The organism is Flavobacterium hiemivividum, assembly GCF_004349145.1.
In the GTDB taxonomy this organism is placed as follows: Bacteria; Bacteroidota; Bacteroidia; order Flavobacteriales; family Flavobacteriaceae; genus Flavobacterium; species Flavobacterium hiemivividum.
This window is the reverse complement of sequence record NZ_SMFO01000001.1, coordinates 1-17909: the sequence shown is the minus strand read 5'-3', so window position 1 is coordinate 17909 and position 17909 is coordinate 1. Positions and strand designations below refer to the sequence as shown.

The window sequence follows — 17909 nt, the reverse complement described above, 5'->3', positions numbered from 1 at the left end:
AGCACAAATTTTTATTTCTCTTTTTATAGTCTACTTAATTATTTACTTTTGTTCCCTATACGAATTACAAATATCAGACCAAAGTTTAATTTTGGTTTTAACAGTTGCTTTTTATGACAATTCCCGCACAATTTGACGCCAAGACTATTGAAGATAAATGGTATGACTACTGGATGAAAAATAATTATTTTCACTCTGAGCCAGACCACAGAACACCCTATACCATTGTAATTCCTCCTCCTAATGTTACGGGAGTTTTACATATGGGACACATGCTAAACAATACTATTCAGGATGTCTTGATAAGAAGAGCACGTCTAAAAGGATTTAATGCGTGCTGGGTTCCCGGTACAGATCACGCTTCTATTGCTACAGAAGCTAAAGTTGTTGCTAAACTAAAAGCCGAAGGAATCAATAAATCTGATTTGTCGCGTGAGGAATTTTTAAAGCACGCTTACGACTGGACTGACAAATATGGTGGCGTAATTCTAGAGCAGTTAAAAAAACTAGGAGCTTCTTGTGACTGGGAACGTACAAAGTTCACCATGGATCCGGATATGTCAGCATCTGTAATTCGTTCTTTTGTTGATTTATACAATAAAGGATTGATTTATCGTGGCTACCGAATGGTAAACTGGGATCCAGAAGCGAAGACAACTTTGTCTGACGAAGAAGTTATTTTTGAAGAAAGACAAGGGAAATTATATTTCTTAAAATATAAAATTGAAGGAAGTGAAGACTTCCTAACGATTGCTACGACACGTCCAGAAACAATTTTTGGAGATAGTGCGATTTGTATTAACCCAAATGATGAACGTTTTGCTCATTTAAAAGGTAAAAGCGCCATTGTGCCTATTTGTGGTCGTGTGATTCCAATTATTGAAGATGAATATGTAGATATCGAATTCGGGACTGGATGTCTAAAAGTGACTCCTGCTCACGATATGAATGATAAAACTCTTGGAGAAAAACACAACTTAGAAATTATTGATATCTTCAATGAAGATGCGACAATGAATAGTTTTGGTTTGCATTATCAAGGAAAAGACCGTTTTGTAGTTCGGGAAGAAGTTGCATTAGAATTAGAAAAAATTGGAGCACTTGCAAAAACAGAAATTCACTTGAACAAAGTAGGAACTTCTGAAAGAACAAAAGCGGTGATAGAACCTAGATTATCTGATCAATGGTTTTTAAAAATGGAAGATTTAGTAAAACCTGCAATACAGTCAGTATTGGTAGACGGAGATATTAAATTACATCCTAAGCGTTTTGAAAATACTTATGGACATTGGTTGAATAACATCCGTGACTGGAATATTTCCCGTCAATTGTGGTGGGGACAGCAAATTCCTGCATATTTCTACGGAGATGGTAAAGAGGATTTTGTAGTTGCTGAATCTATCGAAGAAGCACTAAAGTTAGCACAAGAAAAAACTTTAAACTTTAAACTTGAAACAAAAGACTTAAAACAAGATGTAGATGCATTAGATACATGGTTTTCTTCTTGGCTTTGGCCAATGTCGGTTTTTGGAGGAATAATGGATCCAGAAAGTGAAGATTTTAAATACTATTATCCAACCAATGATTTAGTAACTGGTCCAGATATTTTATTTTTCTGGGTAGCGAGAATGATTATTGCGGGTTATGAGTACACAGATAAAAAGCCATTTACAAATGTATATTTGACTGGTTTAGTTCGTGACAAACAAAGACGTAAGATGTCTAAATCATTAGGTAACTCACCAGATCCATTGGATTTAATTGAGAAATTTGGTGCTGATGGTGTTCGTGTAGGATTGCTTTTGAGCGCTTCTGCAGGAAATGACATCATGTTTGATGAAGAATTGTGTAACCAAGGTAAAGGGTTTACCAATAAAATATGGAATGCCTTCAAATTGATAAAAGGATGGGAAGTATCAGATACAATTCCGCAACCAGAATCTTCAAAAGTAGCTATCGAATGGTATGAGGCTAAATTGCAACAAACCTTATTGGAAATCGAAGACAATTTCGAAAAATATAGAATTTCAGAAGCTTTAATGGGAACATACAAATTAGTGTGGGATGATTTTTGCTCCTGGTTCTTAGAAATGATAAAACCGGCTTACCAACAGCCAATTGACAGGGTTACTTTTGCGAAAGCGATAGAAATGCTTGAAAATAATTTAAAAGTATTGCACCCGTTTATGCCGTTCTTGACAGAGGAAATCTGGCAAATCATTGCCGAAAGAAGTCCCGAAGAAGCTTTAATCGTATCGACTTGGCCAGAACTGAAACCGTTTGACGCTAAGTTAATTTCTGATTTTGAAAGTACTGCTGAAGTGATTTCTGGAATTAGAACCATTCGTAAAGACAAGAATATCCCATTTAAAGATGCGATTGAACTGAAAGCGATTAATAATGATAAAACGTCGACTTATTTTGATTCGGTTGTAACCAAATTAGGAAATATCACGGCATTAGAATATGTTACTGAAAAAGTGGATGGGGCTTTGTCTTTCCGTGTCAAATCGAATGAATATTTTATTCCGATTACGGGAAACATCAACGTAGAGGAAGAGATTGCTAAACTAACAGCAGAATTAAATTATACAAAAGGGTTCTTGAAATCAGTACAAGGAAAATTGTCTAATGAAAAATTTGTTGCTGGAGCTCCTGAGAAAGTATTGGCAAACGAGAAACAAAAAGAGGCAGATGCTTTAGCTAAAATAGAAACAATCGAGCAAAGTTTAGCGGGATTGAAATAGAGATTAGACTCTTTTTAAAATAAGAAAATCCCAATACTGAAAATTTTCAGGATTGGGATTTTTTATTTGTCAGAATAATGCCCCATTGGTGAAACAATAAAAATGGTTACAATTTCCTCATTAACTTTATAGATTAATCTATCTTTTTGATTTATTCTTCTTGACCATAAACCGCTAAATTGATGTTTTAGTTTTTCAGGTTTTCCAATTCCGTGGAAGGGTGTGTTTTCGAGTTCCACAGAATCTTCTGAATTGTAATTATGTTCCATTTATTGCCTGATTTGAAATGTTTTGCAAAATCTTTTTCGGCGACTTGGGTTATTTCAATCCTAAACTTCCCCATACGTCATTTGGATCAATTGGTTTAGTTTTTCCTTCTTTTATATTTGTTTCAGCCTCCAGTATTTTATCTACAAATTCTGGATTGTACGGACTTTCTTCGTTTATTTCGACTCCTTTATTAGTTACCGCTAATAACTTTGCCATTTCTAGCAATGCTTTACCAGCCTTAGTACGCTCATTTATGGTTATAGTTGTCATGATAATTAATTGTTTAATGTTACAAATCTACAAAATATCATGCCATAAAAGAGCTGGTTGGATTATCGTTATAAAAGAGAAAAAATAGGCACAAACCTTTAATTTTTAAATATTTAAAGTTGCCTTTTTTGTGGGTTTAATTTCGCCTCAAGAAATATTCCACTCTACTGTAATAATCTTCTCCATAATATTTCATAAAATCACCATTGGGTTTCAGAATAAAGAAAGCTTTGCAATTTTCATGAAGTGTAAAAATATTGTCGAAAAAAAAGCCGGAATCTTTTATAAAATCTTTTTGTTCTTCGTAGATTTCTTTGTTGACTTCGTCTTCTGAAAAAACAAAAAAATCAATAGTATTGTATTTTTTACAGATCCTTTTCGAAATTTCAATTGAACGATCAAAGCCAGCGAAGCTAATATTATTAATATTTAGGCTAAGACAATTTGGAGCTTTTTGACTATAATTGATCAAAATTGATTTGTCTGCAGGTATTTCAGCATTTAATTCCTTTATAATTAGGCTTCTTATTTCCTGAAACTGTTGGGGATTTAACTTTCCTTTAAAGGATTTTCTACTTTCAATATATTGCTTATTTAATACAGAATTAAGCACTGCAGTTGGGCTTGTAGTTGTTTGAGAAATACAAGAGACGCTAATGAGTATTAAAATCAGATAGAATATTTGCTTTGTAGATGGATTCATAAACTTTTATTAGGGTTGATTTCGAATAACAGGAATTAGTTATAATTTCTTTTAGACCTTAATAAATACGAAAGTGTATTTCCAAGAAAAAAATGTTTATCGAAAAAATAAAATCATAGTACTCTAATATCAAATATACTGTTTTATTTACAAAAAAAATCCGTCTCATTAAATAACGAGACGGATTGAGAACTGATAATAAGTAGATTTTTATGCTAGTAAGAACAAGAAAATTAAAGGGAATATAATTCCTGCCAAAGCTAATTTCCAACCACGTTCTTTGAAACTGAACTTTCCAGCTTTTACCATTATTGTTCCTGTTAAAGCGATAACAATTAAACTTAAGGCAAAAATATCAGAATAATAAATCCAGAAATTAGAGGTGTTTTTATGCAATTTCATCGTTTGACTGATAATGGGCGTTTTTAAGAAAGTCACAATCTCACCTTTTCCCGTTTTCATATCAATTTCCACATCATGATTTTCGTAGGATATTTTTAAACTATTTTTTTTGATACTGTGTTTACGAAACTTATCGTCTATGCCGAGTTTTTCTCCTAAGTCTACAGCAAACTTCTCGTTAATTAAATGTTCTTCAGGGAGTGTTGCTGTTATAGCTTTTGTTTCAGTGGTGTACTTTTCAGGATGCCAAGAATCTCTATGATTCATCATAAGTCCTGATGCGGCAAATGAAATTATAAGTCCAATATAGAAATAACCTAAATCTCGATGTAAATTACGGAAGATTTTCTTTTTCATTAAATTTTATAGTTTAGAAAGTGCGAAAATAATCTATTTTAGGATAAAAAAAGTAAAGACTTTTTTCTGAATTGCAATTATAATAGCTCAGAAAAAAGTCTTTAAAAATGATAGGTTCAATTAGAACTTATATTTTAAGGTAGTCATTACTTGGCGTGGGGCAATTGGGTTCACACTATAGTTTTCATGGACAGTGTAATTCAACTCGTTTGTAACATTTGAAAGTTTGCATAGTATAGAGAATTTCCCCCATTCGTAACCAGCAGATAAGTCAATTGTAGTGTATGCTTCTATCGGAATTTCTCTGTCAAATATTCCATTTGGTTCTGCTGCTTTGTACTGATTATTCCATCCACCCACACGTTTACCAATGTAATTTGCTGTTGAACCTACAGAGAAACCTTTTAATAGTCCTGATTGTAAAGTGTAAAAGAAACTAAAGTTAGCTGTGTTAGCAGGTGTTCTAGCCAAACGATCTCCTTCAATAAAACTTCCTTCTAACCCTGATGTTTTAGTGTAACGCATATCATTATAGCTATATCCTGCCATTATGCTTAAACCTGTTACAGGTCTTGCGGTGATATCAAGTTCTACTCCTTTACTTTTTGTTGAACCACTTAAGGTTTTTATGCTAGAATCTGTATTAGCTGAACCATCCGCTTTAAACTCTGCAGTTTGTGCTAGATTGCTATTTTCAATTTGGTACAAAGTTACATTAGTACTCAAAATTCCTCTCCAAAAATCTTTTTTGATTCCTAATTCATACTGATCTATTAAAGAAGGTTTGATTACTTTTAAATCAACCGTTGTTCCTGTATTTGGAGTAAAGGAGTTAGAGTAGCTTGCAAATAAAGACATGTCTTTAGTAGGTTGGTAAACTAAACCTACTTTAGGAGTAAACGCTTGATCGATACGTTTTACATCATCCTTAGAAACCACTGGAGTTTTAGTCAAGTCCTGAGTGTTAGCTTGTGATTCCTGCCATGACCAACGGATTCCTGCTAATACTTTGAATTTATCTGTAAGCGAAATCAAATCCTGTGCATAGATTCCAAAACGGTTCGTATCTGTTTTTACTATTTTAGTATTGGTAGCATCTGGTATTGGACCACCTTGATCAAAATTATCAAAGTCAAAAATGTTACCGCTACCATAACTATTTGGAGCGAAAGTAAAAGTGTATGCTTGTAAAAATGAGTTTTCAAAATCAACTCCTGTAAATAATTGGTGTTTTATTTTTCCAGTTTCAAAATTACCTTGTAGGCTAATTTGTTCTCCAATAACTTGTTCTAAGTTTCTGTTTTGACCCAATGGACGACTCCAATCACCATTAGCCGCTGGTTGTACACGTTCTGTTCCTTTTGAGTTTCTTTCAAAGTTTTGAAAAGAACTATTAAAGTTTAGTTTCCAATTGTCGTTAAATTCATGTTTTACTAATCCAGAAACACTAGCTTGTCTTGTTTGACCGTTTGACCAAATCGCTCCTAAATAAGTGTTTCTAGGGATGTCAACAATTGTTTTTCCTATGATACCAGTTCCAAAATCCGGTGTCCAATTGTCGTGTAAATAATCTGCTTGTAATACGATTTCAGTTTTTTCACTAGCTTTAAAAAGTACCGATGGGTTAATGTAATAACGTTCTTTCTTTACTACATCTCTAAAGCTTTCTGAGTTTTCATAAGAACCTGTAAAACGATATGCGATGTTTTTGTCTAATGGACCATAAATATCAATAGATGGTTTATAGAAAGCATTGCTTCCCATTTGCATACTAATTTCTCCACCACTTTTAAAAGAAGGTTTTTTAGTCACCATATTCAAGATTCCTCCTGGAGCTACATTACCAAATAATAAGGCTGCGCTTCCTTTAAGTACTTCAACTCTTTCAAGAGAAGAAACCTCAGGCATAGAACCGCTGTTGAAACGGAAACCATTTTTAAACATATTGTTTGATGACATATCATACCCTCTGGACCAAAATGATTCCTGAGCACCACCACGGGCTGAACCTACATACACGCCATTTACGTTTTTGATCACATCACTCATTCTTACCGCTTGTTGCTGCTCGATAACATGGTGTCCTACGATTTGAATACTTTGTGGTAAGTCCATTGGTTTTATATTTAAACCAGAAAGAACCGTTTCCTTTTTCTTATTGGGGCTTTGTTTAATCTTAATTACCAATTCTTTCAAAGTAGTTATGTCTTCTACTAACTTGAATTCTACAAAATTGGTCTCGTTTGCCAATACTTTAATTTGTTTTGACTGTGTCTTCATCCCACCTCCTGCGAGCGTGATTGTATGAATACCTGTTGGAAAACTATTAAAAGTAAACTCGCCCTCGGCATTCGTTTGGTTTGTTTTTGCTTCTTTTCCTAGTTTGATTGCTATTCCTGGAAGAGGAAATCCATCTGCCGAAAGTATTCTTCCTTCGATAGTTCCAGTTTCTTGCGCTTGTATGTAAAATGTAGAAAATAAGATGACAAATAGTATTGTAATGCGACTGCTCATAACTTTTTATTTGGAATAATTAAAAATAACAGTGCAAATATAAAACCTGATTTTGAATCCGCAAAGCTTATTTAGATTAAATATCAATAATAATTTTAACTTTTTGTTAGTTAACTGAAAGTCAAATACTTAAAAGTAAATTTTAACGTTCGTTTCAGCTTAATTCTTATTATCAGGAGATAAAGCAAGCTTATAAAAAGTGTTATAGCGAACAAAAAACACTGGTAAAATAACTAAGTTTTAACTGTTAATGACTGTTTTTTAGGATTTTATAAACGAGATCTTTCGTTGGTTTCTGATCTTGCAATTTTTCGCGAACCATATCAAAAGTTACTTTAAAATCGCAACCTTCTTTATAATTACTGCACCCATAAGCAGTTTTACCTTTTAAAACCGTTCCTTTTTGACACTTTGGACAAGCCAAAACATCCGTAGTAGTTTTAGTCTCAATTGATGGAGTAGGAGTAGTACTTTTTTTAGGTTCTAATTTGAGTTTGAAGTTTTCGTCAAAGCGAAGTAAGCCTTCTACAGTGCCAGCATCTATTTTAAAGTCTTTGAGATTTACTGTTGATCCTTTTTGAAGTAAGCGTAAGTATTGATTCTCTGATATTTTTTTTTCTCCAAAAGTAAAGGGCAGTACAAAATCGCAGCCTGCTTTGTAATTAGCACAGCCATAAGCTGATTTCCCTTTTAAAAGCATTGCTTTTTTACATTTCGGACAGACTTCTGCCGCTATACCTGCCGCTTTTTTTTTCTCAACTGTAGCCTCTTGTTTTTGGATACTTCCAGCATGTGAGATATTAGCACGTTTAGTTTCGCTTCGTACTTCATACACTAAAGCCTCTACCATGCGTTTCATATTATTGATAAATGCAGCAGCAGTAAACGTTCCTTTTTCAATATCTTTTAACTGTTTTTCCCAGGATCCTGTCAATTCCGCCGATTTCACCATCTCGTTTTGAATAGTGTCAATCAATTGAATTCCTGTTGGAGTTGGTAAGACTTGTTTTTTGTTTCGAACAATGTATTGGCGTTTAAAAAGCGTTTCAATAATATTCGCTCGTGTTGACGGGCGTCCAATACCGTTTTCCTTCATCAGTTCACGTAAATCCTCATCATCGACCTGTTTCCCTGCGGTTTCCATGGCACGTAATAAGGTCGCCTCCGTAAACTGATTGGGTGCTTTGGTTTCCTTTTCTAAAAAAGAAGGTTGATGTGGTCCTTTTTCACCTTTAACAAAGCTAGGTAATATGTCGGCCTCTTTTTCTTTAGCGTCTGGATTTTCAAAAACTACTCGCCATCCTTTTTTTAAGATTTCCTTTCCCGTGGTTTTGAAGGATACATCAGCTGCTTTCCCAATTACTGTTGTATTAGAAACGGAACAGTCATCATAAAATACAGCAATAAAGCGTTTGGTGATAATATCATACACCTGTTGCTGATTGTACTGCAAATTGCTCTGAATCCCCGTTGGTATAATCGCGTGGTGATCGGTCACTTTTTTATCGTTGAATACCTTAGTTGATTTTTTAATCTTCTTCCCTAAAAGCGGTTCTGTTAGCGCAGCATAATTGGTTAGATTTTGTAAAATACCAGGAACTTTTGGATAAATGTCACTTGGTAAAAAAGTAGTGTCGACTCTGGGATAGGTGACAACTTTTTGTTCGTATAAAGTTTGAACAATTTTCAAGGTTTCATCCGCCGAAAAGCCAAATTTCGTATTACAATAAACTTGTAAGCCCGTTAAATCAAAAAGTTTTGGTGCAAACTCATTGCCTTTCTTTTTTTCGATAGAGACAATTTCGAAATCACTTTCCTTAACTTTATTGGCCAGGAGTTCTCCATCTTCTTTTTTTAAAAAACGGCCTTCTTCATAGCTGAAAAGTGTTTCTCGATATAATGTTTGCAATTCCCAATAGGGTTGCGGTTTAAAATTTTCAATTTCTTTCCAGCGATCTACGACCATGGCTAATGTTGGCGTTTGCACACGTCCAATAGATAACACCTGTTTGTAGCCACCATGTTTTACGGTGTACAAACGAGTCGCATTCATCCCTAGTAACCAGTCACCAATGGCTCTGGAAAATCCGGCATAGTATAAATTATCGTAATTGGCAGATGGTTTTAAGTTTTCAAAACCCTCTCTAATAGCTTCAGTGGTTAAGGAAGAAATCCATAGGCGTTGCACTTCGCCCTTATAATTGGCTTCGTTCATCACCCAGCGCTGTATCAATTCTCCTTCTTGTCCCGCATCCCCGCAATTGATAACCAAACTGGCTTTGTCGAATAAGCTTTTTATAATTCGAAATTGCTTCTGAATCCCCGAATTCTCCACGACTTTGGTTTCAAATTTTTCGGGAAGCATGGGTAAGTTGTTCAAATCCCAGCTTTTCCAGTGTGGTTTATAATCGTTAGGTTCTTTTAAGGTACATAAATGTCCAAAGGTGTAGGTTACAGCATATCCGTTGCCTTCATAATAACCATCATGCTTGGTATTGGCTCCTAAAACGGATGCGATTTCACGTGCTACACTTGGTTTTTCGGCAATACAGACCTTCATTTTCTCCTATTGATTTGAAGGCGCAAATTAGGAATTTAGAAGTTGTTATCGAAATGAAATCTTCAGGAGTTATGAACGAGATGAGTTTGTAGCTAAGGCACAAGTTGTTAACCATATTCGAGTAAATTAATTGAACTATGGTAAAAAACGGAAGTTAGTTCGAAAATGAAAATACTATAACTAGAGCGTTCAGCAAGGGCAACTCTTAAGAGCTTTGAAATTTTGAATTGGTCCGATCTGTTTTATTCCAAAACTTCACATTTATAATTTTCGTTAATAAGCAGTTCAATAATAGCCACTATTGGAATAATTTCGCCTTCTACTCGTAGTATTTTATCACAGTCATCTAAATCAAAGTTTATTTGTAGCATAGAAAAGTGTTTGAGTAGTAGCTGCAGAAGTATTTGTGATTCTTCAATGCCCTCGACATTTGTTTTAAATATTTCTACCATAATTCAATATAATAAATAATGAATTACACATCAATTTTGCATGAATTCAAAATGATGCGTTATTTCTATTAAAATTCAACAATTACACCAAGATTAGGTATTACTTGTGGGTCATCATTTTTTACTCGTGTTGGTATTGCATTACTTCCATCTGCCTTTATCGCAAATCCGTCAGTAGTTTTAAAAGTACTATTATCGGCTGTTCTTTCCCAAGTATATTCTGGTATTACCGGATTTTTTGCTACATACCAATTGGTTACATCCAAAAATAAATCGATAGTTAATTTTTTGAAATTGAACTTTTTGTCAATTCTAACATCACTACTGTTGAAACCGCCTAAACGCTGGGAGTTTAATCTTGTATAATCTAATGTTCCTCGTCCTTGAGATAGAAAATTGAGTCGTGAAGCATTTTCATCAAATGGTGTAAATGGTGCGCCGCCTTGATAGCGGAATTTCAAACCTAATTCCCAGTTATGTTCAAATTTATAACCCCAGGTTACAGACAATAAATGTTTATTATCCCAGCTACTGGCAATCAATCGTCCATTGGCACCACTATACAAACTGCGGTAATAAGTATAAGAAAGTATTCCAAAAAACTTATCTGTTAATTTTTTCTGTGCGAAAAATTCTAAACCATATGACTGCCCTTTTCCATTTGTATTGACCGCCTCGTTACCTAAAGCTGTAAAATCTGTTCCAAGATTTGCTAAAGAAATTCCGTCTCTGAACGAAATCGCAACATTGCTATACTGTTTGAAAAACCCTTCTACTGTAAATCGCAATCCGTTATTTGGCAAAAATTCAAAACCAGTCGTGTAGTGCGTTGAACGGGTGTATTTTGCCTCTTTGTTGACTAATTCATCATTATTATTTGCATAGCCTAAAATCGTGTATACTGGCAATTTGTAATAAATTCCACTAGAAGCATTTACTGTCCATTTATCGGCCAAAACATAACTCAAAGAAATTCGCGGCGATAAAGTTTTAAGTCCGTTCATTCCTGTTGTGGTGAAAGTATTCATGTCAGTACGAACGCCACCACTAATTCCTAGTCTATTATCAAACGCTCTTTTTCCAACTTGCACAAAAGAACCTAATCTTGCAAAAGGTTTCAACGGACTTGTAAAATTTTGATTTACTTGATTTTGAACAATGGTGTTGTTGCTGTCTCGAACTTCTTTTTGTAGTACTGCAAATGTATTGTTGTCATATTCTGCCAATTGTGCTGATGCGCCATAAGCTATTTTCCAACTATTTTTGCTCTTGTTAATATCAAAACGCAGTTTGGTTTCGGTTTCATTACTAACAAAATCCAGCGTTTGCGTTTCTGGCGTTGGGTTTTGATTATCTTCAAATTTTTGAAGGTTGTTGTTGAAGCGTGTTCTGCTCAAAGCTAAATTCCAAAAGCCATCGGTTACGCTTCTTCTTAATGATGCACCAATTGTATAATTCCATTGCTGAATGCTTGCATTAGAATTCGCTTGATATATTTTTTCTGGAGTGGCCTCCTTAGGAGTAAGAAATTTGAAATTATCAATTGCACCAATTCCAATAAAATTGAAAGTCATTTTATCATTAATCTTATGGGTTATTTTAGTTTGAAAGTCAGAAAAATCAGGAAGAAACGGAGCGTCAATTGCTTTTACTAAAAGTTGAAAATAGGATTTTCTGGCAGATAGTAAAAAAGTTGTTTTTTTGTTTTTAGATAAAGGACCTTCTAATGTAATTGCCGACTCTAAAATACTGGCCCGAATATTACCTTGAAATTTATTCGCATTACCTACTTTTTGTTTAAATTGAAATACACTGCTTAATACATTGTCATATTTGGCATCAAAAGCCGAGGAACTCAATTTGACATCCTCAATAAAAAATACGTTTAAAATTCCTTGCGGTCCACCACTACCGCCTTGCGTTTGAAAGTGATTGATAACAGGGATTTCAATTCCATCTAAATAAAATACATTTTCGTTCGGAGCGCCACCACGAATAATAATGTCGTTACGAAATGTTCCTCCACCTTGTCCTCCGCCAACGCCTGGCAAAGTTTGAATGACTTTACTAATATCAAAACTTCCTCCTGGATTGCTTCTAATTTCTTCTGCGGTTAATTTTTGAACACTAAGCGGCGTTTCGAGTGTGGCGGCACGAACACTGCGTTTATTAGAGTTTATGATAACTTCGTCCAAAACTGAATATTCTTGCTCAAGTTCTATCGTGAAGACTTTTTCATTACCGCTATTCACCACAATATTATAAAGAGTCACTGTTTTAAAACCTACTGTACTTATGCTCAAGTTGTATGTTTTAACAGGGATATTTAAAATTCTAAATCTTCCAATAGAATCAGTTACTGTGGATAGATTGGTACCTGTAACGTTAATATTTACACCAACCAAAGACTGCTGATTATTTTTCTGAAGTATTGTTCCGCTGATACTTCCCATATTTTGAGAATAAGCAGATCCAGCAAGCAGAAATATAACGAGTAAAACAGTGATTTTTTTGAAAAAAGGAACGGTAAATTCTACTTTACTTTTATACATTAGCCTCTAATTTAGTTTGATGAAATACTATTTTTACGCAAAAATAGTGTAATTTATTATTATACCAAACTTTATTTATTTAATTTTGCTTTATAAAATACTAAAATGAATATGTATTCTAATATAAAAAAGCTAATTGATTGGACAGAAAAATACGAAAATCAACTCGCTGAGGGCGAACAATGGGATGATGAGCATTTTGCCAAATGGTTGTCGCTAGAAGTAAAAGTCAATAAAGAAAGCGAAGTCGTTTTATCTAAAAAAGCAAAACCAGCTCTCACGATGTACATTTATTTTATTTATAAATATGCGACATTTTATTCTCGAAAAATATTTAAAAATTCAGTAATTTATTCCATTGATGACCTTAGTTTTATGGCAAGTTTATTGCCAGACAAACAATTAATGAAAGGGGATGTAATTCGGAAAAATGCAACTGAAAAATCCTCTGGAAACGAAATTTTAAAAAGATTACTACGTCAGAAATTAATTAAGGAAACGGATAATCCAAATGACAAAAGAAGCAAGCTTCTATCAATTACTGCTGCTGGTTTGCAAGAAATACAGGCAGTTAGAGGTCAATTAGAAAAAATGGGTGAACTTGTTTCAGGCGATCTGACTGAGCAGGAAAAAATCATTTTAATAAATATGCTTTCTAAACTAAATGATTTTCATAGACCACTATTTGACGCCAATGATGAAAAATTAATAAATGAAAAGTTAGGGATTGTCAATGTAGACTGAAATCTTAGATGAAATTTTCGGTATTTTTCAAAGAGGGTTTGATCAAGTTTGTTATTTGTTGCAATTAGTTTATTTCAAAAGAATTAGTCTTTTTTTGTAATAATTAAAGTAGTTGTTTTGCATGAAGGATGGTAGTGGAAATCCTTTGTGAAACTTAGTGTAACAAAGATTGTAGCGTACAGCCTGACGCTGCTGCAACGCTAGTGGAAGCAGGGACATGCCCAGAAAAAGGACAAAAAAAAACCGACTTGCTTTTACAAATCGGTTTCTTGTTATAGTTGCTTTCTCAATAATGTTATTATTCAAAAAGACCTTCCACACTCAGATAGTGTTCCCCAGTATCATAGCAAAAAGTAAGTACTTTAGCATTTTCAGGAATTTCAGAAAGTTTTTTGGCTACTGCCGCTAAGGAAGCTCCAGAGGAAATACCTATTAAGATTCCTTCTTCTTTGGCAGCTCTTCGAGTGTAGTCATAGGCCTCGTCTTTACTCACTTGAATGGCTCCATCCAAGAGATTTGTATGTAAATTAGTGGGGATAAATCCTGCGCCAATACCTTGAAGAGGATGAGGACCGGGAGCGCCACCGCTAATAACTGGTGATGCTTCTGGCTCTACGGCAAAAACCTTAAGATTTGGATAATGTTGTTTCAGGATTTCAGCACAACCGGTGATGTGACCACCTGTCCCTACGCCTGTGATCATATAATCTAAACCATCAGGAAAATCTTTCAAGATCTCTTGTGCAGTTGTTGTTTTGTGAATTTCAATGTTAGCTGGATTGTCAAATTGAAGTGGCAACCACGCATTAGGAAGTTCTTCCGATAGTTCCTTTGCTTTTGCGATGGCTCCGTTCATTCCTAGTTCGCGGGGTGTTAATACGAATTCAGCACCGTAAATGCTCATTAAACGTCTTCTTTCTACCGACATGGATTCGGGCATTACCAATATTAAACGATAGCCTTTTACCGCGGCAACCATGGCTAAACCTATACCAGTATTTCCTGAGGTCGCTTCGATAATAACACTGTCTTTTTTCAGTAATCCTTTTTGCTCTGCATCTTCAATCATAGACAAAGCGATTCGGTCTTTTATGCTGGCTCCGGGGTTTGTTTTTTCTAATTTAATCCAAATATTATGGTTGGGTCCAAACAATCTATTTATTTTTACGTGGGGAGTATGTCCAATGGTTTCTAATATAGTATCGTATTTCATTTTTGAAAGTTTTTATTTATTAAAGTAAATATAGCGTACTATAGAGACTCTACAAAAATAACAATTGTAAATAATTCATAAAAAATGCAAATCTCGTAGATATAGACTCCTATTTAGTTAGAAAGCGGCTAGTAATTCCTTGCTGTAAAAGAATTTTACCAAGTGAAAATAAATGGAAAAGCGATGATGGCATTTAAGAAGGAGACTTTTTAGCGCGGTATTTGAAAGAGCTTCCAAGGTTGTTACCTTATTACAATTGCCAATTAAATTGCGTTTGTATTGGTATTTCAACGGACGAGAAATCAAATAGTTTGTGCAAATAATGAGGTTTTTCCTTTGTGAAAATGAAAATATTAAGAAAAACGTAGCGAAATAATATTAATTTTTTTTTTGGGGATCGAGGTATGAACTGAAAAGTAATCTTTCAATTCAAGTATGAATTCTTCGTATTGCGTATTAAAATTAGCTATATTTTGCTTGAGCTTTCAAGTAAGTTACTAATCCAATTAAGGCAATCTTGAGAATCCATTATTGACCAGGAATGTGGGTGTTTACTTCCATCTAATTTAAACCCTTTGCCATAGCTGATAATTACATTTGCGTCCTTATTCCCCATAACTTTTAACAGATTAACCATTGCTATAATATCAGTTCCATTCCAATCATACAAATCACGATGACGTTCATTCATTAACCATTCAACATCAAAATCTGTATACATTCGCAATGGAATCTGTTTCAAGTATTTTGCATTTCCGCCTTCTTTTGCGCCATAGGAATAAATCGACGCTTCTATGTATTTTTCAGGATGTTTATAAGGTGTGCCATATAATTTTTTATATCGCTCCATTATCCATTTTCCTTCATCAGCTCCTGCTTCATTATAATTTCTTTCAATTTCTCTTTCACAGTATTGATACAGATGCACTTTGTCTAACGGACTGTCTAAAGCAAAAACCCCTTTAGGCACTAGAAAAGTGGTACCCGGATATTTAACTGCTTTTTCGGCATAACTCAAGGAAATCATTCCGCCATTTGATAAGCCTCCTAAAATAAAATTATCTTTAGAAACACTATATTCCTTTACTATTTCACTAAAAATTTTGTCCAAGATGTGAAATTCTGCATCTCTATTTTCTGTTCCAAAGTTAATAGAAGGAATAAGTACTAATAAACCTTTTTCAACCGCGAGGTGGTGTAATGTTATTTGTTTTAATAGATTTTCAGTAGTCTCACCTCCTGATGGTAGAATCACAAGGACGCCTTTAATTTCAGTTGTTGGGACTGATTTTAAATAATATAAAGTTGTTGAATCTCCGTCATTAATATACAGGTCATTTGTATCACGATCTTTTAGGATGATCTTTTCCATCTCTTGACTATATGACAGTGTAATAGTCAAAAGCATTAGTAATGATAAACGGTATTTCATTTTTGAGTTGTTATTTAAGGGATAAAGTCGAGTTCTATAAGGTCTTCTCGAAGGCAAAAATAGTATTATTAGGATGCACGGCAATCGCAATTTTTAAGAAGGAACACTTCGGAAGTGAGGGGCACTTAATATTGACATTAGTTCAGGCAAGAAAAATAGTTAAAATTTATTTTTTTCAACGGAAAATTCAAGTTGTGAAATAGACTTTACTGATTTGATTTCTCCCTTTTTGTCAAGATAAATTTTTCCGTATTTTGGTAATGATTGTAAAGATTTAGCAATTGATGGATCTAGTAAAGGCGTAGCTTCAATAACAATTCTCTGTTGGCCGTAAATATAGGGAATATACCAAAATTTTGTATAAACTTTTCCGTCTAAAAGAGCTACACAGCCTGGAATCTTATCAATTGTATTACTAATAGCTTTATCAATTTTAATTCTCTTGGTAGGTATAATAATTATAATACTCGTTTTGTCTTCTCCTTTTGTTTTTTCTGTAGATTTTTCTAATGAGCTTAATTTTTCAAGATTAATGTTTTTTGTAGAGACAATTGTAAAATTAAAAAGGTCTCGGGAACAACTTGTTAAGACTAAAAGGGTTAGTAATAGTAAAGTTAAATTTTTCATATTTATTTTTTTTAAGGTAATTTGGGAAATCTAGTTTGCGATTAAAGATGCGAGATTTTTCCATTCTTCACAAATTTTTACAAGTACAAAACCAACTTTAAATTAAGCCAATTGCCCAAATCTCTTGTAGCAAGTTTTAGCGGTAGTGGCTTTATTCCATTGCTTCTTTAATCTGGATTTCTAAATCTTCCAAGTTTTCAAATTTCAGAAACTCCAATTCTTTTTTGTTTTTTTTCAGTTCTGCTATTAATTCCAAAATAAGCTCATAACCCTCAATTTCAAATCCAAACATATTTTGGTCAAAATTTGTTCCAACTAATAGTTCATCGTTATCAATTCCAATACACCAATTTTCTATAAATTCTGCTAAATTTATTTCTGTCGGTTCATATTCTTCCCAGCTATTTTTGACACACGATTTTGCCAACACTTTTTCAGACCAAAAACATATAATTCCGATTGGCTCGCCATCTTCGTCTTCTAAGTCATTTGAGCTTGACATTGCAAAACCATCTTCATTTTTCAATCCATAAACGATATTCGTTTCACAAACTTTTTTTATAAATTTTTCGTGTTTCAATCTTATATCAATATGGTTTTTAAACATATTTTGTGTTTTATTAGTGTTTTTAATTACGTTCTGTTGCCATTACCGCTAACGTTTCGCCACTTTGAGATGGCTGGAATTTCGTAATCGATAAGTTTTCGGTTTAACGTAAACGTGATGCGAAACGTTAATTCCACTAAACTCCAGCTAGCTCAAAATAGCTGTGTGTGCCCTGCATGAGCAGGAAGCAGATTGTAAATCGTTTGTTCTTAATTCGAAATTAGACTTTTTGGATTAGAAAACAAATGATACAGTCTGATATTTTTCCAGAGGGTGTAAGTCCCTTATGAGCGGATTGAAAACCCGAATCATTAGTACGTCGCAAGGTGGTTTATCGTGAGATATGCACTGAAGGAAGCGAAACGGCAAAAGTCTGTACCGACGAACAGAAATTGCATAAGAGGCATTTAGTAAGGGATAAGCGTCCACAGCAACGTAAAGTCCGAAGTTTACAAAAAC

At 34.1% G+C, this 17909-nt stretch carries 14 protein-coding genes; 2 read left to right on the top strand and 12 right to left on the bottom strand.

Annotation, left to right across the window (positions count from 1 at the left end; genetic code table 11):
* Positions 1-113 precede the first annotated feature (113 nt).
* Positions 114-2747 carry a valine--tRNA ligase gene (locus tag E0F98_RS00075; protein WP_132108025.1) on the top strand — a complete coding sequence of 878 codons (2634 nt, stop codon included), beginning with the start codon at positions 114-116 and terminating at the stop codon, positions 2745-2747.
* 62 nt (positions 2748-2809) lie between these two features.
* Here the strand turns inward: E0F98_RS00075 and E0F98_RS00070 are convergent, their stop codons facing one another.
* The 8 genes from E0F98_RS00070 to E0F98_RS00035 all read right to left on the bottom strand — a co-directional run bounded on the left by E0F98_RS00070 (position 2810) and on the right by E0F98_RS00035 (position 12827).
* Complete coding sequence (locus E0F98_RS00070) at positions 2810-3016, bottom strand: Txe/YoeB family addiction module toxin (protein ID WP_207917076.1); 207 nt, start codon at positions 3014-3016, stop codon at positions 2810-2812.
* 49 nt (positions 3017-3065) lie between these two features.
* Complete coding sequence (locus tag E0F98_RS00065) at positions 3066-3287, bottom strand: DUF2683 family protein (protein ID WP_132108024.1); 222 nt, start codon at positions 3285-3287, stop codon at positions 3066-3068.
* A 136-nt stretch (positions 3288-3423) separates the two neighbouring features.
* Positions 3424-3990: a hypothetical protein gene (locus tag E0F98_RS00060; RefSeq protein WP_132108023.1), complete on the bottom strand. Its 567-nt coding sequence runs from the start codon at positions 3988-3990 to the stop codon at positions 3424-3426.
* Positions 3991-4200: 210 nt separating this feature from the next.
* Positions 4201-4749, bottom strand: coding sequence for a PepSY-associated TM helix domain-containing protein (locus E0F98_RS00055; RefSeq protein WP_132108022.1), 549 nt, complete (start codon positions 4747-4749; stop codon positions 4201-4203).
* A gap of 120 nt (positions 4750-4869) precedes the next feature.
* Positions 4870-7263, bottom strand: coding sequence for a TonB-dependent siderophore receptor (locus tag E0F98_RS00050; protein ID WP_132108021.1), 2394 nt, complete (start codon positions 7261-7263; stop codon positions 4870-4872).
* A gap of 247 nt (positions 7264-7510) precedes the next feature.
* A complete protein-coding gene (locus E0F98_RS00045; RefSeq protein ID WP_132108020.1) occupies positions 7511-9823 on the bottom strand; it encodes a type IA DNA topoisomerase in 2313 nt (770 codons plus the stop codon).
* 242 nt (positions 9824-10065) lie between these two features.
* Positions 10066-10194, bottom strand: coding sequence for a hypothetical protein (locus E0F98_RS16230; RefSeq protein ID WP_262708982.1), 129 nt, complete (start codon positions 10192-10194; stop codon positions 10066-10068).
* A gap of 149 nt (positions 10195-10343) precedes the next feature.
* Positions 10344-12827, bottom strand: a complete 2484-nt coding sequence (locus E0F98_RS00035) for a TonB-dependent receptor (RefSeq protein WP_132108018.1) — start codon at positions 12825-12827, stop codon at positions 10344-10346.
* A 105-nt stretch (positions 12828-12932) separates the two neighbouring features.
* Here E0F98_RS00035 and E0F98_RS00030 point away from each other — a divergent pair, with 105 nt between their 5' ends.
* Positions 12933-13571 carry a MarR family winged helix-turn-helix transcriptional regulator gene (locus E0F98_RS00030; protein WP_083380399.1) on the top strand — a complete coding sequence of 213 codons (639 nt, stop codon included), beginning with the start codon at positions 12933-12935 and terminating at the stop codon, positions 13569-13571.
* A gap of 298 nt (positions 13572-13869) precedes the next feature.
* Here E0F98_RS00030 and cysK read toward each other — a convergent pair whose 3' ends face one another.
* The 4 genes from cysK to E0F98_RS00010 form a co-directional block, all read right to left on the bottom strand.
* A complete protein-coding gene (gene cysK, locus E0F98_RS00025; RefSeq protein ID WP_132108017.1) occupies positions 13870-14784 on the bottom strand; it encodes a cysteine synthase A in 915 nt (304 codons plus the stop codon).
* Between the two features lie 466 nt (positions 14785-15250).
* Positions 15251-16156 carry a hypothetical protein gene (locus E0F98_RS00020; RefSeq protein WP_132108016.1) on the bottom strand — a complete coding sequence of 302 codons (906 nt, stop codon included), beginning with the start codon at positions 16154-16156 and terminating at the stop codon, positions 15251-15253.
* A gap of 219 nt (positions 16157-16375) precedes the next feature.
* On the bottom strand, positions 16376-16843 hold the full coding sequence (locus E0F98_RS00015) for a hypothetical protein (RefSeq protein ID WP_132108015.1): 468 nt from the start codon (positions 16841-16843) through the stop codon (positions 16376-16378).
* 151 nt (positions 16844-16994) lie between these two features.
* The gene (locus E0F98_RS00010; RefSeq protein ID WP_132108014.1) at positions 16995-17450 is read right to left on the bottom strand and encodes a DUF2750 domain-containing protein; all 456 of its coding nucleotides are present in this window, start codon (positions 17448-17450) and stop codon (positions 16995-16997) included.
* Positions 17451-17909: the final 459 nt, after the last annotated feature.